This window comes from Parvularcula oceani (assembly GCF_000733125.1).
Taxonomy (GTDB): domain Bacteria; phylum Pseudomonadota; class Alphaproteobacteria; order Caulobacterales; family Parvularculaceae; genus Parvularcula; species Parvularcula oceani.
Genome location: NZ_JPHU01000010.1, coordinates 68068 through 91804 on the forward strand (window position 1 = coordinate 68068; position 23737 = coordinate 91804).

Annotated in this window: 19 protein-coding genes; 10 read left to right on the top strand and 9 right to left on the bottom strand. The window is 69.7% G+C overall.

The features are described 5' to 3' along the window. Positions 1-3 precede the first annotated feature (3 nt). Positions 4-489 (bottom strand): hypothetical protein, encoded by a 486-nt coding sequence (locus tag IE88_RS0111340; protein ID WP_156032574.1) that lies wholly within the window; start codon positions 487-489, stop codon positions 4-6. 128 nt (positions 490-617) lie between these two features. Here IE88_RS0111340 and IE88_RS0111345 point away from each other — a divergent pair, with 128 nt between their 5' ends. The 9 genes from IE88_RS0111345 to selD are packed head-to-tail and all read left to right on the top strand — an operon-like array spanning position 618 to position 11410. Next, complete coding sequence (locus IE88_RS0111345; RefSeq protein WP_031554532.1) at positions 618-1727, top strand: SDR family NAD(P)-dependent oxidoreductase; 1110 nt, start codon at positions 618-620, stop codon at positions 1725-1727. Then, entirely contained in the window at positions 1724-2791 is a 1068-nt protein-coding gene (locus IE88_RS0111350; protein WP_081871624.1) for an NAD-dependent epimerase/dehydratase family protein, read from the top strand. The genes IE88_RS0111345 and IE88_RS0111350 overlap by 4 nt, the downstream gene beginning before the upstream one ends. Beyond that, positions 2788-4077 carry a TIGR04295 family B12-binding domain-containing radical SAM protein gene (locus IE88_RS0111355; RefSeq protein WP_031554534.1) on the top strand — a complete coding sequence of 430 codons (1290 nt, stop codon included), beginning with the start codon at positions 2788-2790 and terminating at the stop codon, positions 4075-4077. Before IE88_RS0111350 ends, IE88_RS0111355 begins: the two co-directional genes overlap by 4 nt. Next, a complete protein-coding gene (locus IE88_RS0111360; protein WP_031554536.1) occupies positions 4074-5165 on the top strand; it encodes a glycosyltransferase family 4 protein in 1092 nt (363 codons plus the stop codon). Before IE88_RS0111355 ends, IE88_RS0111360 begins: the two co-directional genes overlap by 4 nt. Continuing rightward, on the top strand, positions 5165-6268 hold the full coding sequence (locus tag IE88_RS0111365; RefSeq protein ID WP_031554538.1) for a CgeB family protein: 1104 nt from the start codon (positions 5165-5167) through the stop codon (positions 6266-6268). Before IE88_RS0111360 ends, IE88_RS0111365 begins: the two co-directional genes overlap by 1 nt. Further along, complete coding sequence (locus tag IE88_RS0111370; protein ID WP_031554540.1) at positions 6265-7350, top strand: CgeB family protein; 1086 nt, start codon at positions 6265-6267, stop codon at positions 7348-7350. Before IE88_RS0111365 ends, IE88_RS0111370 begins: the two co-directional genes overlap by 4 nt. Continuing rightward, positions 7350-8429, top strand: coding sequence for a CgeB family protein (locus IE88_RS0111375; protein ID WP_031554542.1), 1080 nt, complete (start codon positions 7350-7352; stop codon positions 8427-8429). The genes IE88_RS0111370 and IE88_RS0111375 overlap by 1 nt, the downstream gene beginning before the upstream one ends. Further along, positions 8429-9211 carry a TIGR04290 family methyltransferase gene (locus IE88_RS0111380; protein ID WP_031554544.1) on the top strand — a complete coding sequence of 261 codons (783 nt, stop codon included), beginning with the start codon at positions 8429-8431 and terminating at the stop codon, positions 9209-9211. Before IE88_RS0111375 ends, IE88_RS0111380 begins: the two co-directional genes overlap by 1 nt. A gap of 33 nt (positions 9212-9244) precedes the next feature. Then, entirely contained in the window at positions 9245-11410 is a 2166-nt protein-coding gene (gene selD, locus IE88_RS0111385) for a selenide, water dikinase SelD (RefSeq protein ID WP_031554546.1), read from the top strand. On the opposite strand, the gene mnmH is transcribed toward selD, so the two are convergent. From mnmH to IE88_RS17440, 5 genes are read right to left on the bottom strand one after another with little or no spacing between them, the layout of a single operon-like run. Next, on the bottom strand, positions 11403-12464 hold the full coding sequence (mnmH, locus tag IE88_RS0111390; protein WP_031554548.1) for a tRNA 2-selenouridine(34) synthase MnmH: 1062 nt from the start codon (positions 12462-12464) through the stop codon (positions 11403-11405). The genes selD and mnmH overlap by 8 nt on opposite strands. After that, complete coding sequence (locus IE88_RS17435) at positions 12461-14332, bottom strand: glycosyltransferase family 2 protein (protein WP_051882006.1); 1872 nt, start codon at positions 14330-14332, stop codon at positions 12461-12463. Before IE88_RS17435 ends, mnmH begins: the two co-directional genes overlap by 4 nt. Positions 14333-14336: 4 nt before the next feature. Then, on the bottom strand, positions 14337-15482 hold the full coding sequence (locus IE88_RS0111400; RefSeq protein WP_031554558.1) for a glycosyltransferase family 61 protein: 1146 nt from the start codon (positions 15480-15482) through the stop codon (positions 14337-14339). After that, a complete protein-coding gene (locus IE88_RS0111405) occupies positions 15479-17317 on the bottom strand; it encodes an ABC transporter ATP-binding protein (RefSeq protein WP_156032575.1) in 1839 nt (612 codons plus the stop codon). The genes IE88_RS0111400 and IE88_RS0111405 overlap by 4 nt, the downstream gene beginning before the upstream one ends. Positions 17318-17351: 34 nt before the next feature. Next, the gene (locus IE88_RS17440) at positions 17352-18452 is read right to left on the bottom strand and encodes a glycosyltransferase family 4 protein (protein WP_051882008.1); all 1101 of its coding nucleotides are present in this window, start codon (positions 18450-18452) and stop codon (positions 17352-17354) included. 113 nt (positions 18453-18565) lie between these two features. Here IE88_RS17440 and IE88_RS0111415 point away from each other — a divergent pair, with 113 nt between their 5' ends. After that, complete coding sequence (locus IE88_RS0111415) at positions 18566-20254, top strand: class I adenylate-forming enzyme family protein (RefSeq protein ID WP_031554561.1); 1689 nt, start codon at positions 18566-18568, stop codon at positions 20252-20254. Between the two features lie 11 nt (positions 20255-20265). Here the strand turns inward: IE88_RS0111415 and IE88_RS18395 are convergent, their stop codons facing one another. The 3 genes from IE88_RS18395 to edd all read right to left on the bottom strand — a co-directional run bounded on the left by IE88_RS18395 (position 20266) and on the right by edd (position 23736). Further along, positions 20266-20628: a response regulator gene (locus tag IE88_RS18395; RefSeq protein WP_031554562.1), complete on the bottom strand. Its 363-nt coding sequence runs from the start codon at positions 20626-20628 to the stop codon at positions 20266-20268. Positions 20629-20920: 292 nt separating this feature from the next. After that, complete coding sequence (locus tag IE88_RS0111425; RefSeq protein ID WP_051882010.1) at positions 20921-21943, bottom strand: Kelch repeat-containing protein; 1023 nt, start codon at positions 21941-21943, stop codon at positions 20921-20923. An 8-nt stretch (positions 21944-21951) separates the two neighbouring features. Next, positions 21952-23736 carry a phosphogluconate dehydratase gene (edd, locus tag IE88_RS0111430; protein WP_031554564.1) on the bottom strand — a complete coding sequence of 595 codons (1785 nt, stop codon included), beginning with the start codon at positions 23734-23736 and terminating at the stop codon, positions 21952-21954. Position 23737 lies beyond the last annotated feature (1 nt).

The following is a 23737-nucleotide window of genomic DNA, read 5'->3' on the forward strand; positions in this document are numbered from 1 at the left end:
CCTTCAGTCGAGATAGGGCTCGCGATAGCCTTCGCTCAGCCAGGGCCGCATGACGGCGACGAACCGACGGGCGAGGTCCGGCAGGTCGTGGCCGAACGCTCTGCCGAGGCGGTCGTAATCGTCCCGCACGCCGCAGTTCACATAGCGCTGCAATGCGACGACGAGGTGTTCCTCCTCCCGCACCCGTTCGGGCCAGAGGGTATGGCTGCTCTTGCCGCCAGAGTTGTGAGCGGCGGCCCAGACCGACCAGGAGTGCGGCAGGCCGCGCTCTTCGGCGAGAAAGGCATGGGCGACCTCGTGCTCGACCACCATGCGCCACTGGTCGCCGCCATAGCCGGCTGTCCAGCAGGCCGCGATGTGGTCGTTGTCGCCCCAGGGAACGTCGGCGCGGGCGATGGCGCCGTCCTCCCGGAACTCGGTTTCGACATACTGGTCGCACACGCGGACGGTGCAGGCTTCGAACTGCATCTCTTCGGGATAAAGAATCATGGACGAATCGTAGGCGAGCTGCGCCGCACGGCAAGGGATGCAGCGGAATCTCCGATTGCCCCTTGCCATGAGGAACCGGTTCCTGCTGCCGTTGTTATTGAACCAAAGCAAAAAGAACGAGGGGTTCCATGGGACGCGGGGCCAGCTATCTCATCACCGGCGGGGCCGGCTTCATCGGACGTCATGTCGCAGCCGAGCTTCTGCGCAGCGGCGCGCGCGTGCGTGTCCTGGACAGCCTGATCGAGCAGGTGCACGGCACCGATCCCGAGCTGCCCGGAGAATTGTCGGGCGCGGATTTCGTGCGGGCGGACATCCGCGACATCGACGCCGTGAAGGAGGCTCTCGAGAGCGTCGACGGCGTGTTCCACCTGGCGGCCGAGGTAGGCGTCGGCCAGAGCATGTACGAGATCGACCGCTATACCTCGGTCAACGAACTCGGCACGGCCGTCCTCTTCCAGGCGCTGACGGAGCGGCCGGTGAAGCGCGTTGTCACCGCATCCTCGATGAGCGTCTACGGCGAGGGCCTCTATCAGGACGCGAGCGGCAATCCCGTCGGCGACGCGGTGCGCGGCGAAGGGCGCGACTGGGACCCCGTGGACGCGCAGGGCCGCCCCCTGACGCCGGTGCCGACGCCGGAGACGAAGGCGCCGGACCTCGCCTCGGTCTACGCTCTCAACAAATACGCGCAGGAGCGCATGACCCATATCGTGGCCAAGGCCTACGGCATGGAATCCGTCGCGCTGCGCATGTTCAACGTCTACGGGCCAGGCCAGGCGCTCTCCAATCCCTATACCGGCGTTCTCGCCATCTTCGCCTCGCGGCTTCACAACGGCCAGCGGCCGATGGTGTTCGAGGATGGCGAGCAGCGTCGCGACTTCGTGCATGTCGAGGATATCGCGCGCGCCTTCCGCCTCGCCATGGAGACCGAGGGCGTCTCGGGGCGCACGATCAATGCGGGCAGCGGGCGCTCCGTCAGCATCGCCGAAGTGGCGCGGGAGATCGCCGTCGCCATGGGGCGGCCGGACCTCGGCCCCGATATCGCCGGCAAGGCGCGCAAGGGCGATGTGCGGCATTGCTTCGCCGATATCTCGCTCGCGCGGGAGCTGCTGGGCTTCGAGCCGCAGCGGAGTTTCGAGGACTCCCTCGGCGAGCTCGCGGAGTGGGTGGCGCAGCAGGAATGCGAGGACAAGGTCGATGAGGCCGCATCGGAGCTTCAGGCCCGGGGGCTGGTAGCGTGAGCGGGGCAGGGCCTCTGCTCGTCACCGGAGGAGCCGGCTTCGTCGGCGCCAATCTCGCCGACCGGGTGGCGGCGGAGGGGCGCGAGGTCATCGTCCTCGACAGTCTCGCCCGCTCCGGCGTGGAACGGAACCTCGCCTGGCTGACAGAGCGCCATGGCGCCCGGATCCGGCCTGTCATCGCCGATATCCGGGAGGAGGGTGCCGTCGCCGAAGCGGTCGCGGAGGCCGATGAGGTCGTTCATCTGGCCGCGCAGGTCGCTGTCACCTGCAGCCTCGATGCGCCGATGGACGACTTCACCGTCAATGCCGCCGGCACCGTGACGCTTCTCGAGGCGATCCGTAAGCGGTCGGATCCGCCCTCGCTCGTCTTCGCCAGCACGAACAAGGTCTATGGCGATCTCGCCGCCCACCGCTTCGAAGAGGCTGAAACGCGCTGGGTGCCCGCCGAGGAGGCGCTGGCGCGGCACGGCGTGGACGAGGCCCAGCCGCTCGATCTGCATACCCCCTATGGTTGCTCTAAGGGCGTCGCGGACCAGTATGTCCTCGATTATGCCCGGCAGTTCGGCCTCCGCGCGAGCGTCCTGCGCATGAGCTGCATCTACGGCCCCCGCCAGTTCGGCACCGAGGATCAGGGCTGGGTCGCGCATTTCCTTCTGCGCATGCTGGCGGGCGATGAGATCACGCTGTTCGGCGACGGCAAGCAGGTGCGCGACATCCTGCATGTCTCGGACGCGGTCGACGCCTATCTGACCCTGCTCGGCCGCATGGACGAGGCCAAGGGGCGGGCCTTCAATCTCGGCGGCGGCCCGGGCAATGCCGTCAGCCTGTTGCAGCTTCTTCAGGAGGCCGAGGAAGTGACGGGCAGGACCGCGCGCCTGCGCCATGAGGAGACGCGGGCGGGCGACCAGGTCTATTTCGTCGCCGACACGCGCGCCATCGAGGACGCCTTCGGCTGGCGCGCCCGCACAGGGTGGCGCGACGGGCTCCGGGACCTTGCCGCGTGGCTCGAGGAGCTGACGGCCGACGCGCCCCGCAAGGTGAAGAAGAAAGGAGTGGCAGCATGAAGATCGCGCTCGTCAATCCGCCCTGGCGCTTCGAGGGCAGCATCTATTTCGGCTGCAAGGCAGAGCATCTGCCGATCGAACTCGGCGCTGCGCGTGCCCTGCTCCTCCGCGAGGGGCACGAGGTCCTGATGCTCGACGGCGCGCTCGACGATCTGGATGCGGAAGGAGCCGCCGACCGAGTCGCGGCCTTCGCGCCGGACCTGACCGTCCTGACGACGGCGCCGACCTATCTGTTCTGGCGCTGCGCGCCGCCCGAGCTGCGCTCGCCGAGGGCGTTCCTCGATACGCTCGGCGGACGGGGCGGCCGGACGGTGGCGGTCGGGCCGCATGTCTCGGTGACGCCGCAGACGACGCTGCGCAAGCTCGGCTGCGACCTGGGCATACGCGGCGAATGCGAGGAGGCGCTGGTCGAGCTTGCCGGGGGGCAGGAGGTCGGCACGATCTCCGGCATGGCCTGGCGCGAAGGCGAAGACGTCCGCGTTCTCGGCGGCCCGCGCGCGACGACCTTCACCGATCTGCCCGTGCTCGAATGGCCCGATCACTGGATCCAGCGCCACGGGCACCATCACCATCGCTACGGCACGGAGCCTGTGGGCCTTGGCGCCGAGGTCGAGGCCTCGCGCGGCTGCCCCTATTCGTGTTCCTTCTGTGCCAAGATCGATTTCCGCGACAAGTACCGCCGACGCGACCTGCCGGTCCTGCTCGAAGAGATCGACCGCCTGATCGGACAGGGCGTGCGCTATCTCTATTTCATCGACGAGATTTTCCTGCCCTGGCGGCAACTGCTCGAGGCGCTGGTGGAGCGCGGTATCGAGTTCGGCGTCCAGACGCGGATCGACCTCTGGAAGCCGCAGATGATCGAGCTTCTGGGGCGCGCGGGCTGCGTCTCGATCGAGGCGGGCGTCGAGAGCATCACCGAGGAAGGCCGCGCCGCGCTCGACAAGGATTGCCGGGTCACGACCGACACGCTGACCGAGCGGCTCCTGCTCGCGCGCGAGCACGTGCCCTTCGTGCAGGCCAATCTGATCGAGGTCTCCGCCGACGAGCAGGCCGATCTCGAACGCTGGCGCGACGAAGTCCGCTCGCACGGCGTCTGGGCCAATGATCCGGTTCCGCTCTATCCCTATCCGAGCTCTCCCGACTACCGGAAGCTCTGGGGCGCGCCCGACGAGAAGGCTTGGGAGCGGGCGCATGCCCACTACCTGTCGGAATTCGACCGGTTCAGCGACATCCAGGATGCGCGGCCCCTGCCGCTCGAGACGATCGAGGCGAGCTTCGCTCAGTGAGCCGCCTTCTCCTGACGACGGACTGCGTGGGCGGGGTGTGGCGTTACAGCGTCGATCTCGGCCATGCGCTCTCGGCGCGCGGCTGGACGGTCGGCCTCGCCGCGATCGGCCCCTCGCCGAGCGATGATCAGCGGGCGGAGGCAGAGGGGCTCGGCCTTCTCGTAACCGGCGCGCCGCTGGACTGGGAACCCGGGGGCGAAGGCGGCCTCCTGGCCGGCCGGGCCGCCCTCGAAGAAGCCGCCCACGCATTCGGCGCGGATTGCGTCCAGCTCAACCAGCCCGCCTTCGGCGGCCCGGACTGGAACCTGCCGGTCGTCGCGGTCGCCCATTCCTGCGTCGCGACATGGTGGCGAGCGGTGAAGGGAGAGGCCCCGCCCGAGGAGTGGGCGTGGCACGGACAGGCGATGCGCCGGGGCCTCGCCTCTGCCGATGCGGCGCTGGCGCCGAGCGCGGCCTTCGCCGCGGCCCTCTCCTCCGCCTATCCCGATATCCGGCAGGCCGAAGTCGTGCATAACGGCACACCCTTGCCGCCCGCAGCGCAGCTGCGGACGGACAGAACCGACCATATCCTGTCTGCCGGACGCCTCTGGGACGAGGCGAAGGACCTCCGGACCCTCGATGCGGCGGCTCGAGGCCTCGGCTGGCCGGTGACGATTGCCGGGTCTTCCGAAGATCCCGAAGGCCGCAGGAGAGCCTATCCTTCCCTGCACCCCCTCGGATTTCTCGGGCAGGACGAAATGCGAGAGCGACATGCCCGCGCCGCCGCCTTCGTCAGCACCTCGCTCTACGAACCCTTCGGCCTCGCCGTTCTCGAGGCCGCGGGATATGGGACCCCGCTCGTGCTTTCGGACATTCCGACTTTCCGTGAACTGTGGGAGGGGGCGGCCATGTTCTGTCCGCCCCGTGACGACGCCGCGCTTTCCCATGCGCTCGACCGCCTGATGAGCGATCCGGACCTCAAAGCGAGGCTCGGCGCCCGCGCGCGGGAGCGGGCGGCGCGCTACACCCTGTCCCGCTGCGCGGACGCCATGGAGGCCGTCTATGCCCGCTATTGTTCCGTACCCGCCGCGCGGCAGGGCGTAGCCTGATGCGGATCGTCTATTTCACGCATTCCCTGGTGTCCGACTGGAACCACGGCAATGCGCATTTCCTGCGCGGCGTCCTCGGCGAGCTGATCGCGAGGGGGCACGACGCCGTCGCCTGGGAGCCGGCGGATAGCTGGAGCCGGAACAATCTCCGGCAGGCGGCGCCGGACGCGGAGGCGGGTTTCGGCAAGGATTTCCCGCAACTGAAGGCGCATGCCTATACGTCCACCGAAGACGCGGAGGCCGCGCTCGACGGCGCCGACCTCGTCATCGTCCATGAGTGGAACACGCCAGAGCTCGTCGCCGCGATCGGCCGGCGCAGGGCGCAAGGGGGCCGGTTCACGCTCCTGTTCCACGACACGCATCATCGCGCAGTCTCCGATCCGGAGGCGATGGGCGTCTACGACCTCGGCGCCTATGACGGCGTCCTCGCCTTCGGCGAAGCGGTGCGCGCGGTCTACGAAGCGCGCGGCTGGGGGCGGCGGGTCTGGAGCTGGCACGAAGCGGCGGATACGCGGATCTTTCAGCCGCTCGACCGCGAGAAGACGGGCGACGCCGTCTGGATCGGCAATTGGGGTGACGATGAGCGCACGGCCGAGCTCGAAGAGTTCCTCTTCGGCCCGGTCGAGCGGCTGGGGCTCGGCCTGACGGTTCACGGCGTGCGCTACCCGGACGAGGCGCTGGACAGGCTCAAGCGGGCAGGTGCCGACTATCGCGGCTGGCTGCCCAATGCGCGCGCGCCGGAGGTCTTCGCGCAGCACCGCTTCACCGTGCATGTGCCGCGCCGCTTCTACGTCGAGGCGCTGCCGGGCGTGCCCACCATTCGGCCCTTCGAGGCGCTGGCCTGCGGCATTCCCCTCATCAGCGCGCCCTGGCAGGACGCGGAGGGCCTGTTCCGGATCGGCCAGGACTTCGTCATGGTAGAGAACGGGCAGGAGGCTCAGGCCGCCATGAAGCGCATTCTCTCAGACCCCGGCTATGCCGGATCTCTGGCTGAAAGCGGACGCGAGACCATCCTGGCCCGGCACACCTGCGCCCACCGCGTCGACGAGCTTCTGGCTGTGCTCGGCGAAATCGACGGCATGAAGGAGGCCGCAGCCCGATGAGGATCGCCTTTTACGGATCGAGCCTCTTGTCCTCCGTCTGGAACGGGGCGGCGACCTATTATCGCGGCCTGATCCGCGCGCTCGACGCGCGGGGGCACGAGGTCACCTTCTTCGAACCCCGCGCCTTCGGACGGCAGGAGCGGGCCGATATCGAACCGCCGGAATGGTGCGAGGTCGTGGTCTACGAGCCCGATCCGCAGGGCCTCGCGCAGGTCGCGGCGCGCGCTGGCGAGTTCGACGCCGTCGTCAAGACGAGCGGGGTGGGCGTGCTCGACGACGCGCTGCCCGATGCCGTCTATGCCAAGGCGCGGCCGGGCGCCCTGCGCGTCTTCTGGGACGTCGATGCGCCTGCGACGCTGGCCGAGATCGAGGCGGCGCCGGACCATCACCTCAGGCGATGGATCGGCGAGGTCGATTTCGTCCTCACCTATGGCGGCGGGCCGCCGGTCGTCAGGCGCTACGAGGCCCTGGGCGCGCGGGCCTGCGTCCCCGTCTACAACGCGCTCGATCCGCAGACGCACCATCCGGTGCAGCCCGATCCCCGATTTTCGGGCGATCTCGTCTTCCTCGGCAACCGGCTGCCCGACCGCGAGCGGCGGGCGGACGAATTCTTCTTCCGCGCGGCGGAGCTGAGGCCGCAGGACCGCTTCCTGCTCGGCGGGTCGGGCTGGGAGGACAAGCCCATGCCGTCCAACATCGCCGCGCTCGGCCACGTCTCGACGCGCGACCACAACGCGCTCAATGCGACCCCGCGCGCCGCGCTCAACGTCTCGCGGGATTCGATGGCGCAGAACGGGCATTCCCCCGCCACCCGCGTCTTCGAGGCGGCGGGCGCGGGGGCCTGCCTGATCACCGATGACTGGGAAGGGATCGACGCCTTCCTCAAGCCCGGGGAGGAGGTGCTGGTCGCCCGCGACGGGCAGGACGTGGCCGAGGCGCTCGGGGCGCTGTCGCCCGAGCGGGCCGAGGCGATCGGCCAGGCCGCCCTGCGGCGCGTCCTCGCAGAGCACACCTATGACCGCCGCGCGCTCGAGGTGGAGCGCCTGTTCGAGGCGGCGCGGCAATCGCAGGAGCCCGCCTGATGCGCATCGTCTTCATCGGCCTCTCGCTCAGCTCGTCCTGGGGCAACGGCCACGCCACCACCTTCCGTTCGCTGCTGCGCGGGCTGCACGCCCGGGGCCATGACGTCCTGTTCCTCGAACAGGACGTGCCCTGGTACGCGCCCCATCGCGACCTGACCGATCCGGATTTCTGCCGGCTCGCGCTCTATGCGGAGCCTGCCGATCTCAAGGCCCGCTTCGCAAGAGAGGTCCGCGAGGCGGAGGCCGTGATCGTCGGCTCCTATGTCCAGCACGGCCCGGAGGTTCTGGACTGGGTCCGGCAGACGGCGACGGGGCCGGTCGGCTTCTACGATATCGACACGCCGATCACCCTGTCGAAAATGGGGCAGCCGGATCATTACATCCGCCTGGCACAGGTGGCGGAACTCGACGTCTATCTCTCCTTCACCGGGGGGCCGGTGCTGGACCGCATCGAGCGGGAATTCGGCGCGCCGCGCGCGCGGGCGCTCTACTGTTCGGTCGACACCGAGGCCTATGCCCCGGCCCGCCAGGCGCAGCCCCGGTGGCGCATGGGGTATCTCGGGACCTATAGCGATGACCGCCAGCCCACGCTCGACACGCTCCTCCTGGAGCCCGCGCGGCGCAGGGGGCAGGAGCGCTTCGTGGTCGCGGGACCGCAATATCCGGACACGGTCCAGTGGCCGGGCAATGTCGAGCGCATCGACCATTTGCCGCCGGCCCGCCACCCGGCCTTCTACAACGACCAGGAGCTGACGCTGAACGTCACGCGGGCGGACATGATCGCCGCCGGCTGGTCGCCGAGCGTCCGCCTGTTCGAGGCCGGCGCCTGCGCGACGCCGATCCTCTCCGATGACTGGGACGGGCTCGACGCGCTCTTCCCGGACGGCGAGGCCATCCTGATTGCCCGCACGGCCGAGGACGCCGAAGCCGCGCTGGACAGGGACCGCGGCGAGCTGCAACGGATCGGCGATGCGGCGCTGGAGATCGTCCGCTCCCGCCATTCCTCCGTCGCCAGGGCGCAGGACCTCGAAACCTATCTGGAAGAGGCGCGGCAGGCGCCGCGAAAGGAGACGGCCTGATGCTGGACCTCGACATCCCGGCCACCGAAGACAGCGCGGATCTCGGACCCTGGTTCCACAACCTGCACCTTCCCGACGGGCGGCAGACGGCGCCGGAGCATCGCTTCGGCGACTTCCCGAGGACCAAGTGGGAGGAGATCGAAGGCTTCCTGCCCGAGGACCTCAGCGGCAAGCGCGCGCTCGATATCGGCTGCAATGCGGGCTTTTACAGCTTCGAGCTCGCCAAGCGCGGCGCCGAAGTGGTCGGCATCGACACCGACCCGCATTACCTGCGCCAGGCGGCCTGGGCGGCCGAGCGCATGGGCCTGCCAAACGTGACCTTCCGCCAGTGCCAGATCTACGACCTTCAGCGGACGGATGAGCATTTCGACATCGTCCTGTTCATGGGCGTGTTCTACCACCTGCGCTACCCGCTCCTCGCGCTCGATATCGTGGCGCGGACGGGGGTGGAGACGATGATCTTCCAGACCCTGACGGCCGATACCGGCGAGGAGGGGGGCGAACCCGTCCCGCCCTTCGACTTCGACGAGCGGGACAGGCTGACCGATCGGAACTTCCCCTTCATGGCCTTCATCGAGGGGCGCTTCTCGGACGATCCCACGAACTGGTTCACGCCGAACCACGCTGCTGTCTGCGCGCTCCTGCGCTCTGCGGGCTTCCGGATCGAGGGCCGGCCGGGACACGAGATCTATCTTTGCAGGCAGGATGCGTCGGCGACGGTCTGGCCGCGCGACGAGGCGGAGTTCGAGGCTGCGACGGGACGGCCCTTCCAGCGCCGTTGAGGCGAAGAAGAAACGCCGCCAATCTGGCGCGGCATGAGAAGTCCTGATCCTCTCCTGACCCGCGACCTCGTCCTGATCGGCGGGGGGCATGCGCATGCCCTCGTCCTGAAGCGCTGGGGCATGAAGCCGATGCCGGGGGCCCGGCTGACGCTGATCGATCCTGCTCCCGCCGCGCCCTATACCGGAATGCTGCCGGGCCTGGTCGCGGGGCATTACGCGCGCGAAGAGCTCGAGATCGATCTCGTCCATCTCGCCCGCCATGCCGGGGCGCGGCTCGTCCTCGGCGCCGCCGAAGCGGTCGACCGGGAGGCGCGGACGGTCTCGGTGCCGGGGCGTCCGCCTCTCGCCTATGACGTGCTGTCCATCGATATCGGCATCACCGGCGACCTGCCGGACCTCGACGGCTTCTGCGAGCATGCGGTCGCGGCAAAGCCGCTCGGCCCCTTCGCCGATGGATGGACCCGCTTCGCCGAAGCGGCCGAGGCGGGCGCGCGTCCGCCTGTTGCCGCGGTGATCGGCGGCGGCGTTGCGGGCGTCGAACTCTCCATGGCGATGGCGCACCGCCTCCGCCGATCCGGGCTGGACCCGCAGGTCACGCTGATCGAGGCGGGGGAGGAAATCCTCAAGGGCGTGCACCGAGGCGCGCGGCGGGCGCTCGAACGGGCGCTCCGGCGCGAGGGCATCGCCTTGCGCACCGGCATGGCGCCCTCCGCCGTCACGGGCAACGCCGTCCTGTTCGAAGGCGGCGACGCGGTGCCCGCCGCCTTCACCGTCGCCGCGGCGGGGGCCTCGCCCTATGACTGGCTGGAACGGACTGGCCTTCCTCTGCATGAAGGCTATGTCGCCGTGGACGAGACGCTGCGCTCTGTCGGCGACGCCTCCGTTTTCGCGGCGGGGGACTGCGCCCACCTCACCCATGCGCCGCGGCCCAAGGCGGGCGTTTTCGCCGTCCGCGAGGCGAAGGTTCTGGAGCACAATCTCCGCGCCGCGCTCGGCCAGGGTGGGATGAAGGCCTACCGTCCGCAAAAGGATTATCTCAAGCTCGTCTCCACCGGGCGAAAGGCGGCCGTGGCCGACCGCTTCCGCATCGCGCCGCATGGCCCGCTGGTCTGGCGGCTGAAGGACCGGATCGACCGGCGCTTCATCGCCAGGCTCAAGGACCTGCCGGTCATGGGCGCGCCTTCGGGCGGCGCCGGAACCGAAGCGCTGCCGCCCCTTTGCGGCGGATGCGGCGCAAAGGCGGGGCGGGCAGGCCTGTCCGAGGGCCTGGCGCAGCTGCCCGCTCCTCGGCGCGAAGACGTCCTTTCCGGCCCCGGCGACGATGCCGCGATCCTGCGGCACGGGTCGGGCGCGCAGGTGCTGACGACCGACCATTTGCGCGGCTTCACCGAGGATGTCTGGCTGATGACGCGCATCGCCGCGATCCACGCGCTCGGCGATGTGTGGGCGATGGGCGCGGCGCCGCAGGCGGGGCTTCTCTCTCTTACGCTGCCGCGCATGACGCCGAAGTTGCAGGCGCGCACTCTCGCCGAGGCCACGGATGCCGCGGCCTGCGTGCTGCGCGAAGCGGGCGCCGATCTCGTGGGCGGCCATACGAGCCTCGGCGCCGAACTGAGCGTGGGGCTGAGCGCGACCGGGCTGACGGAGCACGCCGTGGAGCAGCACGGCGCGCAGCCCGGCGACCTCCTCCTCCTGACAAAGCCGATCGGCACGGGCGTACTGATGGCGGCCCTGATGGCCGGAAAGGGACGCGGCAGGCAGGTCGCGGGCGCGCTGGACAGCATGAGCCGGTCGCCCGCGCGGGCCGCGTCATGGCTTGCGCCCGTCGCCCATGCGATGACCGATGTCACCGGTTTCGGCCTTGCCGGGCACCTTCTCTGGATGATGCAGGCCTCGGGCACGGCGGCGGAACTCGACGGTGCGGCTCTGCCGGTGCTCGACGGCGCGGTGGCGCTCGCGGCGGAGGGTGTCCGCTCGAGCCTGTGGACCGACAATCACGCCTTCGCGGGCCATCACGTGCAGGCGCAGGCGGGTCCCTTGAGAGACCTTCTCTTCGATCCGCAGACAGCCGGCGGCATGCTGGCGAGCGTTCCGGCCGGCAAGGCCGAGAGCGTGCTGGCGCAGTTCCGCGCGGCCGGTGAACCCGTCTCCGTCATCGGGCAGGTCACAGAAGGGCCGCCGCGCCTGCGCGTCAGCTGAACAGGGTGGGCAGGCGCTCTTCGATCTCTTCCGCCGCCCCGCTCAGGCTCTCCTCCGACAGATCGTCGAGCCGCAGGATCGCGGCCGGCGCGTCTCCGCGTTCGCGCATCCGGCGATAGCGGGGATCGTAGTGCCGCTCCATCAGCTCTGCGGCGAGCGCTTCGAAGGCATGGCCCTGCGCAAGCTCGTGCCAATGCTCGATTCTTTCGCGCGGATGCAGGGGGCGCAGCTGGTCGAGCACATCGGCGAGGGCGGCGGGATCCCGGCACAGCTCGTCATAGGTGCGGGCGGTATAGGCGGCGCGGGCGGCGAGGGGGGCGGTGACCTGAAGGCGCGGCGCGGCCTTCATCGCGTTCCATAGCGACGGGGGCACGTTGCGCTCTCCGATCCGGCTCGATTCTGCCTCCACGACGACCGGCCGGTCCGGCGAAAGCCTGACGATCTCTCCGGCGAGGGCGGTCTCGAAGGCCTTCTGATCGGGCTGAGGACCGGCCAGTCCGCCGAAGAGGGACCCGCGATGGGCGGCAAGGCCCTCCAGGTCGAGAACCTGCACGCCGCGAGCCGCGAGGCGGTGCAGGATCGCCGTCTTCGCCGTCCCGGTATCCCCGTCGAGGAGGAGGACGGGGCTCTCGAGCGGCGCATGGTAGAGCCGCTTCACCACGGCGCGGCGGAAGCTCTGATAGCCGCCCTCCAGAACGCTCACCCGCCAGCCGATCTGCGACAGGATGGTCGCGAAGGCGCCAGAGCGCTGCCCGCCGCGCCAGCAATAGACGAGCGGCCGCCAGCTTCCGTCCCTGTCGCTGAGCGCCTCTTCGAGATGGCGTCCCGTGTTCCGGGCGACGAGGGCCGCGCCGATCTTGCGTGCATCGAACGGACTCGTCTGCTTGTAGATTGTGCCGACCCGCGCCCGTTCCTCGTCGTTCAGGACGGGAAGGTTGATCGCGCCGGGCAGAGAGTCTTCGGCGAACTCCGCCGGGGAGCGGACATCGATGATCTCGTCGAAGGACGAGGAGAAGGCGGCCTCGACCGAAGGAAGCGTATAGCGCCTGCTCATAGCTCCGCTTCCAGCCGCGCCCGCCGGGGGTCGATCCTGCGCAGCCGGTCTCTCAAGGCCCCGGGCGCCATCATATAGGCGAGGAAGGGCCAGGCGGCTTGGCTCTGCGGCCTGGCGGCGAGCGCCTGCAGGACCAGTCGGCGGCCCTCGGCCGCATCGCCGCCTGCCTCCCGCAGCTCCCGCCGGGCGGATTCGATCAGGAAATCCGCTTCCGTCCCCGCGCGGCGCATCTCGAAGCCGTAGCGGGCATGGAACATTCTCCGTGCCCGCAGATTTGCCCGCAGGTTCTTCGAGCGGCGGGCCTCCTCGCTCTCTGCGTCCTCGTCATAAAGCGTCAGCGGCTCGGCCACGACCGCCACGTCCCAGAAGCGGGACAGGCGCACGACATAGTCCCAGTCCTCGATCGCCGGCCAGCTTTCGTCGAACCCGCCGATCATCGACGCGATCTCCCGGCGCATCAGGCCGCTGCTCGGAAAACCATGCAGGACATTGCGGCACAGGAGGCGGCGGTAGAGATCGCCGCCCGCATCGGGCGTGCGCACGCGGCCGGCCCCGTCTTCGCCGCTCCTCTCCTCGACGCTCGTGAGCACGAGGCCGAGGCGCCGCCCGCTGCGGCGGAACCGCTCCAGCTGCGCCTCGATCTTGCGCGGAAGCCAGGTATCGTCCGAGTCTAGAAGGGCGATGAATTCGCCGCGCGCTTCTCTCAGCCCTCTATTGCGTGCGGCGGCGACGCCACGGTTCACCTCCTGCCTCAGGACGCGCAGGCGGGCGTCCCCGATCGCTGCGACCCGAGCTACGGTGTCATCCGTAGACGCATCGTCCACCACGAGAACTTCGAGGTTCTGATGGCTCTGCGCCAGAACGCTCCGGACCGCCCGGACCGTCAGCGCCGGCCGTTCATGGGTGGGGATGACGACGCTGACGAGGGGGCGGGCATCACTGCCGCTCGCGGCGCTGTCGGCAGAGCGCGTCATGGGCGGAAGCGGCATCCGGCTCTCGGCGAAGCGGCCTGTCCGGGCGGCGCCGGAGTGGGCGGCTGCAAGCAGGCGATGGGCGCTGCCGGTCAGGCGGCGGGCTCTCTCGTCGGCTTCGGCGGCCAGCGCGTCATCTTCGGCCCCCGCCGCGATCAGGCGATAGGCCTCGGCGAGGGAGAAGCGGTAGCGCCGCTTCCGCGCGCCCAGCCTGTCCTCGATCCGTTCGAGCACGTCGAGGCGCGCCTTCACGCCGGGCGCGGCATTGCGCGAGGAGCTCAACGAGCCGGGCACGCGGCGGTAATAGGACGTCCCGCCCCTGGCCTTCGCGATCCGGATGCCCGCCGTCAGCGCCCGCATGACGACATCGCCGTCATTGTTGACCGCCACCCCGGCATCCCAGCCGCCCGAGCGCTCATAGGCTTCCCGCGACCACAACAGCCCGCAGGGCGGGACATACCATCCCGTCAGCCAGGCCGAGAGGTCGTCCTGCGCCGGACGCCGCGGCGCACAGGATGCGGGCGCCGCGATCCATGCCGCCCCCGCCTTCTCGTAGCGGAGCCAGCGGCAGCGGCTCATGCCGCCCGGCGGCAGCGCTTCGGACAGGGATTGCACCACGTCGGGACCGAGAAGATCGTCCGCGTCCAAAAACATCAGCGCCTCGCCCTGCGCCTCCGCCGCTGCGGCGGCCCGTGCGGCAGGGGCGCCGCCGAAGGGGCCGCGCAGGACCCGGACGGGAGCGGAAAAGCCTTCGGCGAGGGCAACGGAGCCGTCCGTCGAGCCGTCATCGGCGATCAGGATCTCGTGCGGCGGCAGCGTCTGGTTCAGGACCGACCGGACTGTGTCGGCCAGCACGTCCTCGGCATCGAAGCAGGGAATGACGACCGAAATCCGCATGGCCTCAGCCGATCGCCCGGTCCACCGCCGCCATCAGCGCCTGCGGGTCGACGGCCATGTCCCGCAGGAGAAGCTCTCCGCCGCCTGCGGGCTGCGCCGGGACGAGGTCATAGGCGTGCCCCATCGCGCAGGCGAGCGCGTAGAAGTTCGGGTTCGGAAAGGCGAGGTCGGCGATCTCGATCACAGCCGTGCCTTCGGGGGCGAGGATCATATTGGTCAGCCCCGCGCCATGGGGCGCCGCGATCACCTGCGCGTCGGACATCATGTCGAGCTGGCCTGCGAACCCGTGCTCTTCGAGGAAGACGCGCTCGAAGCCCCGCGCCTCCAGCATCGGCCAGATCTCGTCCTCATTGGCGAGCTTGCGGCCGCGCGCCTTGGCCCGGCTGACATAGAGGCGCCGGCGGCCCCGCGCGTTCTCGCCGGCGAGGGCCGCGCGCAGCGGGCGCAGAAGGCTCGGCCGGAACCTGTCCGTGACCGGAACGGTCAGCTCGCCGACGACGAGGGGGCGCTCCTCGTCGAAGCGCGGCGTGTCGTCGGGCGGAATGCCGAGGCGGCGCAGGGTCTCCTCGGCGACCGCCGAGAGGCGCTTGGGCAGGATCAGTCCGTCCAGGCGGCCCTCCCGGCGCAGCATGAGGAGCTTGGGGAGGTGAGCGGCGAGCCAGTGCGAGTAATTGCCATAGACCCGTTCCGTCACCCACACGGCCCGGTCGAGCGTCCGCGGACGGCCGCGCGCGCTCGCGGCATGCTCGGGGCGGAAGACGATCTCGCGCGTGTCGGCGGCGACGCCTTCGCGCGTCAGAAGCCCGACCGAGAACTGGCCGCGCCTGTCGCGGGCGAAGGCGAGCCGGCCGTCCTTGAGCGTGGCGAGGCCCGTCTCAGTGCTGAGCCGTTCGGGCACGTCCCGCATGGAATAGCCCCACCAACCCGCATCGTCCGGCAGGGCATCCCTGTCGCTCCAGCCTGCGGGCAGGGGATAGCTCTCGCGCCTTGGCGGCTCGACCATTTCATAGGCATCCGCCGCGTCCCGGACCGCGCGGCGCTCGACCCAGCGATAGCCGAGCGTGCGCGGCGGCAGGCCCTTCCGGATCGCGCCATGCGGCAGGCGGCGAAGCCGCGAGCGCAGCGGGCCGTTAACGGCGAGCACGCTCATACCGCCGACATTTCCGCGAAGTCGCGATGCTTCTGGCGCAGGCTCTCGAAATCGCCTTCGGCTTCGACCTTGCCGTCCTTGAGGAAATAGAGCCGGTCGCAGCGGCGCACGGTCGTCAGGCGGTGGGCGATGATGATCAGCGTGCGCTCCCCGCGCATCGCCTCGATGCCCTGAGTGATCGCCGCCTCTGTCGCATTGTCGAGGGCGGAGGTCGCCTCGTCGAGCACCAGCACTTCGGGATCGTCGTAAAGCGCGCGGGCGATGCCGATGCGCTGGCGCTCGCCGCCGGAGACGCGGGCGCCGCCTTCGCCGATGACCGTATCGAGACCGTCGGTCTGGCGGGACAGGAAGCCTTCGAGCTGCGCCGTGCGCACGGCGGCCATCAGCCGCTCCTCGTCGATCTTGCTGTCCTCGACGCCGAGCGCGATGTTCCGGCGCACAGTGTCATCGAGGAGATAGATCGTCTGCGGCACATAGCCGAGCGATTTCTGCCAGCCGCGCAGGCCGTGCGCCTGCACGTCCTTGCCGTCGACGAGCACCCGGCCTTCGGTCGGGGTGAGGAGGCCGAGCAGGATGTCCACAACGGTCGACTTGCCCGCGCCCGTCGCGCCGACAAGGCCTATCGCGCTGCCCGCCGGCACGCGCACGGTGATATCGTCGAGCGCTTTGCGGTCCGATCCTTCATAGCGATAGGAGATGTGATCGAGGACCAGCTCTTCGCGCAGGGGAAGGCGCGGCGCATCGGGGGGCGGCGGCAGCGCCTCCAGCATGGTCAGGTCGTCATAGATCGGATCGACCGCCATGATGTTGTAGCGCACGCTCGTATAATGGCCCATCAGCACGCCGAAGGCCTCGCGCATCCGCACCATGACGATGGCGAAGAGCGACAGGGTGACGATGATCTCGTCGGGCTGCTGGCCGAAGCCGATCAGGAAGAGGATGAGGCCGACGAGGCCCAGAATGCCGATCACCTCTGTCAGGGTCGGCATGATGTCGGCGGTCAGCTTCTTGAGCGCGACGGAGCGGGAGATGACCCAGACCGAGCGGTAGACACGGTGGGCGAAGTAATCCTCCTTCGCGCCGATCCGCGCCTCCTTCAAAGAGCCCATGCCCTGCATCATCGCCATGGTGACGCCGGCGCGCTCCTTCTGCTCGCGCAGGCCCCAGCTGCGCATCTTCTTCGACAGGAAGCGCAGGGTCACGACGGCCGCGACGCCGAAAATGCCGAAAAACGTGCCGGTCAGCAGGGGCTCGATGATGAGGAGCGGGATCGTCACGGCCGCGAGGTTCAGGAGGCGGGACATCATCCGTAGGACCGCGTTCATCACCTGATAGGCGATGACGGCGGTCTCCTTCTCGACATTGCGCAGAAGCTCGGCGGTGTTCCGGCGCAGGTGGAAGGCATAGGGCGCGCCGAGATAGGCGCGGATGAGGCGCCCTGCGAGCTCGGCCCGGCGGTGGGAGACGTAATGGGTCTGGAACCAGCCGAAGGTGACCTGGGCGATCGCCTTGGCCAGGAACACCGCGACCAGCACGCCCGCCCCGAACAGGATCAGGCGCAGCGACCCGTCATCGAGGCCCCGCGCCTCAAGGGCGCCCGCGAGCCAGGGAAAGCGGTCGAGCTGTTCGGGATCGACCAGCGTGGCGACGAAGAGCGGCACGGCCGCGACGCCGATCAGGTCGAGGATCGCCGTCACCCCCATCATGCAGAGGAGGATCGCGCCGTTCCTGCGGTCCTTCGGCGTCAGCAGCGAATAAAGCCGCCGCAGCGACGCGGCCATGCTCGAGGCGGAGGCCGGCTCCTTCGCCAGATGTCGCTTCGGAAGCGTCTTCATGCTCGTCATCTCGTCCCGTTCGGGCTGTCGGTCGTCACGCCTGCATCTCCCGGGCCGTCCCGTCCAGTCCCAGAAGAACACGCTCCATGCGGGCATCGCAGGCCGTGGCCGAGAACCCTTCGGCGAGGCGCCGCGGCCCCACGGGATCGTGAGGGCGGGCCAGCACCTCTTCCAGTCCGGCAGCCAGGGCCGGCACGTCCTCGGCAGGCACGACGGCGCCGCCCGTTCCATCCAGCACGTCCGGTACGCCGCCCACATGCGTCGCCACCGCCGGGGTCCCGCAGGCGAGCGCCTCGATCAGGCCGAGCGGCATGCCCTCAGAGCGGGAGGGCAGAGCCACGACGCCCGCGCGGCGATAGGCCTCGCGCAGCGCTCCGGGGTCCGCATGCCCTGCGAAGCGGACCCTGTCCTTCACGCCCAGCGCCTCTGCCTGCCGCATGAGCGCCTCTTCCGCCTCGCCCTGCCCGTAGAGCGTGAGGGTCACGCGGGCAGGAAGCCGGGTCATCGCCTCGAGCAGCAGGTCATAGCCCTTCACCGCGACGAGGCGCCCTGCCGCGACGATGCTGTCCGCCTCCTGGGGGACGCTGTCATCGGGCGTCCAGAACGCCGTATCGACTCCGTTCGGCACCAGAACGACTCTTCCGGGGTCCGCGCCATAGCCGATCGCGGCGTCGCGCAGCGGCCGCGACACCACCGTCACCGCATCCGCCGCGCGTAGGATCCGCCGCAGATGCGGCTTGAGCGTGTCGGGCGGCGCCATCAGGTCGCTGCCATGGGCCGACAGCACGAGGCGGTAGCCGAAGACCGGCTTGAGAAGAGCGTAATAGACCGCCTGCCCTCGCAGGAAGTGAAGGTTCACCGTGCCCGGGCGGAACGCGGCCAGCCGGCGGCCGAGCTGCAGGACGCCGAGCCCAGCGCGCGGCAGCGCCATCAGGGCGGGCTGGCCGCCGCTGCCCGTCCCCGCCTCGAGCGGCAATGCCCATCTCTCCGCCGCCGCGCTCGCCTCCGGCGCGTCGGGCCAGTGCTCCACGATGCGGTGGCCGGCATCGCGCAGGCTCGCCGCCAGGCGCGTGACCGCCGCCTGGACGCCGCCGCGATCCGACAGCGGTATGGGACAGGCGATCAGGATTTTCATCCTGCCGCTCCTAGCAGCTGGAGCGGGAACGCCAAAGCGGCGCGCCGCTGCGCATTCTCCTTCGCAAGGCCGTCCGCATCGGTGAAGCTCGCGAAAAAAACCGGGAGGGAAGCGTGGTTGCGAACGAAGATCGGCCCTGGCTCGCCGTCTATGAGGCGCTCGGGGTGCGAACGCCCCCCATCGACGACAGGCCGCTCGGCGCTCATGCCGAACGGCACGCGGAGGAGAGGGGGCATCTGCCCGCGCTGCGCTATGCGGGCGCGGAGCTGAGATATGAGTGGCTCGACCGGGAAGCCAGCCGGATCGCGGGCGGCCTTGAGGCGCATGGCATCGGACGGGGAGACGTGGTCGGCCTGCACATGCCGAGCCTGCCGCAATATGTGGCGGCGCTGGTCGCGATCTCGAAGCTCGGCGCGATCGGCTCTGGCGTCTCGCCCCTCCTCAAGCCGGCGGAGCTGAGCCATCAGCTGCGCGATTGCGGAGCCGTCTGCGTGCTGACGCTCGATGCGCTGGCGCCCGGCCTCGCGGCGATGGAGCCGTGGCCGGAGGCGCTGCGGCTCGTCGTCGTCACCGCGCCGGGCGATCCCCTGGCGCCCTCGGCGCCCGCGCTGCCGGACATCGAAGGGGCGCAGCTCCGCAGCTATGCCGATGTCAGGAATGCCGGGGAGGACCGCTTCGCCCAGCGGCCCGTCGATCCGCTCGACACCTTCATGATCCAGTATACCGGCGGCACGACGGGGCGTCCCAAGGGGGCGGAGCTCAGCCATCGCACGCTGATGTACAACCCGCTGCAGGCGGCCGCCTTCGTGCCGCCAGTGCTCGGCGAGGAGGTGCTGGCCTCGGCCTTCCCGATGTTCCACGCCGCGGGCCTCGCCGGAGCGATCAATGCGGTGATCCACGCCGCCCTGCTGATCGTGGTGCCCGATCCGCGCGATCTCGAAGACTATTGCGCGCAGATGAAGGCGCGGCCGCCGACGCTGATGAACGGCGTGCCCGCCCTCTACGACATGCTCGCGGCCTTCCCCGGCGCCCGGGACGTCGATTTCTCGAGGCTCAAGACCGCCGTCAGCGGCGCGGCGCCCATGCCGCGCAGCACGGCCGAAAAGGTCGAGGGCCTTCTGGGCAAGGGCAAGCTCACCGACGTGTTCGGCATGACCGAGACCGGCCCCTGCTATGTCGGCCACCCGCAGCAGCGCTACAAGCCGGGCTCGATCGGCATCCCTCTGCCGGGAGCGGATGTGCGGATCGTGGATGCGGAGACCGGCAGCGGGGCGCTGCCCTTCGGCGAGCCCGGAGAGATCGTCACGCGCGGCCCGCAGGTGATGAAGGGCTATCTGAACCTGCCCGAGGAATCCCGCACCGCCCTTCGCGAGCATGACGGCGCGCTCTGGATGCATTCGGGCGATGTCGGATATATGGACGAGGAGGGCTATCTCTTCCTGTGCGACCGGGCGAAGGACATGCTCATCGTCGGCGGGTTCAAGGTCTTCTCGGTCGAGGTGGAGGACCACCTCCAGTCGCTGCCGATCGTGGCGGGCAGCGCCGTCGTCGGCACGCCGGACCGCGACAGGCCGGGCAATGACATCGTCAATCTCTATGTCGCCCTCTCCGATGAGGGGCGGGAACGGGGCGAGGCGGCCTGCCGGCGCGAGATCGAGAACGTGTTCCGCGAGCGGATGGCGCCCTACAAGATGCCGAAGGTCATCCGCTTCGTGGACGCCATCCCGCTGACCCCCGTCGGCAAGATCGACAAGAAGGTCCTGCGCGAGGAAGCCGAGGCGCTGGCAGGGCAGGAGGCCTGAGGGCCGCCGTCTCAGCCTGCGGAGGGAGAGATCAGCTCGGCCACGGTCTCGAGAAGGGCAGCGGGCGTGCAGGGCTTGCTCAGCAGCCGTTCGCCCGAGAACCGCTCGCTCCGCAGGCTGCCATAGCCGGACAGGAAGGCGAAGGGCAGGGCGCGCTCCTTCAGCCTGTCGGCGATGGCGTAGCTGTCGGCGGCGGGTCCCAGATTGATGTCGAGCAGCGCCGCATCCGGCGCGGCGAGGTCGATCTGGTTGAGGGCCTTCTTCTCCGAGGAATAAGGGCCGAGGATGTCATAGCCGCCCCGGCGCAGAGTGCGCGCCATGTCCTCGGCGATCAGGGCCTCGTCCTCCACGATCATCACACGGCGCTTGGGCATGAAGTCCCGCTCTTCCTCGTCTTCGGCGCACGATGCCGCAGCAGAGCGGGCCGCTTGTCTTCGAATACTTGTCTTCTTTCCGCCGAACGGGATGTCCGGGAACTGGCCGATGAGGAAGAATCCCGGACCGCCCGGTGCAGTGGGCAGGGAACAGGGACCTTCTCTTTTCGAGTAGCTTATGAGTTTACCGACTCGTGTAAAGGCCGCTGCGCGATTTGAAGAGGACGGAGAGGGCGGGGCGCTCTGTCGCAGGGCAACCGCCTGCATTCGCCGTCCGGGGCCTTGCGCTGTTCTAGAGCGCGAAGCGCTCATTCGCATCGGAGGTTTGCTCGCCGCTCGGCCTCCGGGCGCCGCCGATCAGGTGGATGGCGCCGCCGACCGCCGCGGCGCCGAGGCCGTGACGCGGCGTCGCCATCTTTCCCGCGCGCCACCAGCGCTGCTCGCCGAATCCGAAGCGCAGCACGTCCTCATAGACGCCGCCGCCATTCTCGCCGAACCACTCGCCGCCGAAGACGAAGAGGCTGTCCGCGGTGATCGCGGCGGCGAGGCCACCGCGCCCCTCCGGCATGTCCTCGAGGACCTGCCAGCGGTCCGAGGCCGCGTCATAGGCCTCGAAGGCGGCGCTGTTGCCTCCCGTCACCGTCCGCCCGCCCACAACGAAGAGGCGTCCGCCGCGGGCCGCGCCCGCCGCGCTGTTGCGCGCGGTCGGCGCTGGCGAGGCCGCCTCCCAGCGGTCCGCCCGCGCATCATAGGCGAGATGCGCGTTGACGTCGAAATGATCAGACCACTGTGCATTCGCGGCGCCGATCGGCCGCCTGCCCGTCACGACGTGAAGTCGTTCGCCGAGCGAGGCGCAGACGGTCTCCGCCTGCGGCTGCGGCATCGGCGCGACCGGGATCCAGCGGTCGCCATCGAGCGCGAGCATGTCTTCGGTCATGTGCCACATGCCGCCGCCCTCGCGAACGAAGCCGCCGACGGCGTAAAGGCGGTCCTCATGGCTGACGAGGTTGGGGTGATGGGCCGGGCGCGGCAGGCGCGGGCCTTCCCGCCAGCGATCGCCCGCCGGATCATAGGCGAAGACGCGATCGGAAACGCCGATGGGATCGCCCGCGATGTCGGGGGAGAGGCCGCCCGCGACCCAGATCTCTCCGTCATGCGCGGCCGCGTAGATCTCCTGGATGCGCAGCGGAAGCGGCGCGCGGGACATCCATTGCGGGGCGGCGGGAAGAGGCGTCCGGCCATGCGCGGCCGGAAGGGCGGCGGCGAGAGGCGCAAGAGCGCCGATCTTCAGCAGGCTCCTGCGCGTCGTCGTCATGCCGCCTCCTATGCGAACAGCGTGCAAGCGCCTTCATCGGCGGGGCCGACCGCCGCGCGGAGGCCGCCGAAGAGTTCGCGCCCGAGCCCGTCATGGCTGTTCGCCGCGTGCCGTTCGGGCGCCCGCTCCATGAACCCTTCGACCTTGGCTTCGAGCACGCCGTCATTGGCGTCCATCAGGACCATGTCGCCGTCGCGCAGGCGGGCGATCGGGCCTTCGTGATGGGCTTCGGGGGTGACGTGGATCGCCGCCGGCGTCTTGCCCGATGCGCCGGACATGCGCCCGTCGGTGACGAGGGCGACCTTGTATCCCCGGTCCTGCAGCACGCCGAGCTGAGGGGAGAGCTTGTGCAGCTCGGGCATGCCGTTCGCCGCCGGGCCCTGGAAGCGCAGCACCGCGATGAAGTCGCGGTCGAGCTCGCCCGTCTTGAAGCGCTGCAGGAATTCCTCCTGCGTGTGGAAGACGATGGCGGGGGCTTCGACCACCCGGTGCTCCGGCGCGACGGCGGAGGTCTTGATGACCGACTTGCCGAGATTGCCGGTCAGGAGCTTGAGGCCGCCTTGCGCGGCGAAGGGCTCCTCGACGCCCCGAACGATATCGCTGTTGAGGGACCGGTCGATGCCGTCGCGCCAGGCCAGCTCTCCGTCCTTGAGATAGGGCTCGCGCGTATAGGCCGCCATGCCCCGGCCCATGGCCGTGGTGACGTCGTCGCACAGAAGGCCCGCCTTCAGGAGCTCGCGCGTGACGAGGGCGAGGCCGCCCGCGGCGTGGAAGTGGTTCACGTCGGCGGGGCCGTTCGGATAGACCCGCGCGAGGAGCGGCGTGATGCGCGAGAGGTCCGCGAAGTCGTCCCAGGTCAGGATCCAGCCCGCGGCCCGCGCCATGGCGACGAGGTGCAGCGTGTGGTTGGTCGAGCCGCCGGTCGCGTGAAGGCCGACCACGGCGTTCACGAAGCTGCCCGCGCTCGCCACCTCCGCCATGCAGCGGTCCTCGCCCATTTCCAGAACGTGCCGGGCGGCGCCGCGGGTCAGGGCATCGCGAAGCGGCGTGCCCGGATTGATGAAGGCGGCGCCCGGCAGGTGCAGGCCCATCAGCTCCATCAGCATCTGGTTCGAATTCGCCGTGCCGTAGAAGGTGCAGGTGCCCGGCGAATGATAGGACGCCATCTCGCCTTCGAGGAGCTGGTCGCGGCCGATCTTGCCTTCCGCATAGAGGCCGCGGATCCGCGCCTTCTCCTTGTTCGGAAGGCCCGAGGTCATCGGCCCGCCGGGAACGAGAAGGGTGGGCAGGTGCCCGAATGAGAGGCAGCCGATGACGAGGCCCGGCACGATCTTGTCGCAGATCCCGAGCGCCAGGGCGGCATCGAACATGTCATGGCTGAGCGCGACGGCCGTCGACATGGCGATCACGTCGCGGCTGAACAGGCTCAGCTCCATGCCGTCCTGCCCTTGGGTGACGCCGTCGCACATGGCCGGCGTGCCGCCCGCCACCTGCGCCGTCCCGCCAGCCTTGCGCGCGGCGTCGCGGAGGATCTTGGGATAGTCCTCATAGGGCGCATGCGCCGACAGCATGTCGTTATAGGCGGTGACGATGCCGATATTCTTGGACCCCGTGCGGATGCGCAGCTTGTCGCCCGCAGGGCTGCCCGCGAAGCCATGCGCGAGGTTGCCGCAGGAAAGCGCGGTGCGCGGCCCGCGCCGGCGCATCGCGTCGACCTTTTCGAGATAGGCGGCCCGCGTGTCGCGGCTGCGCTCTTCGATCCGTTCGCGGACGTCTTGAACTGTGATGGTCATG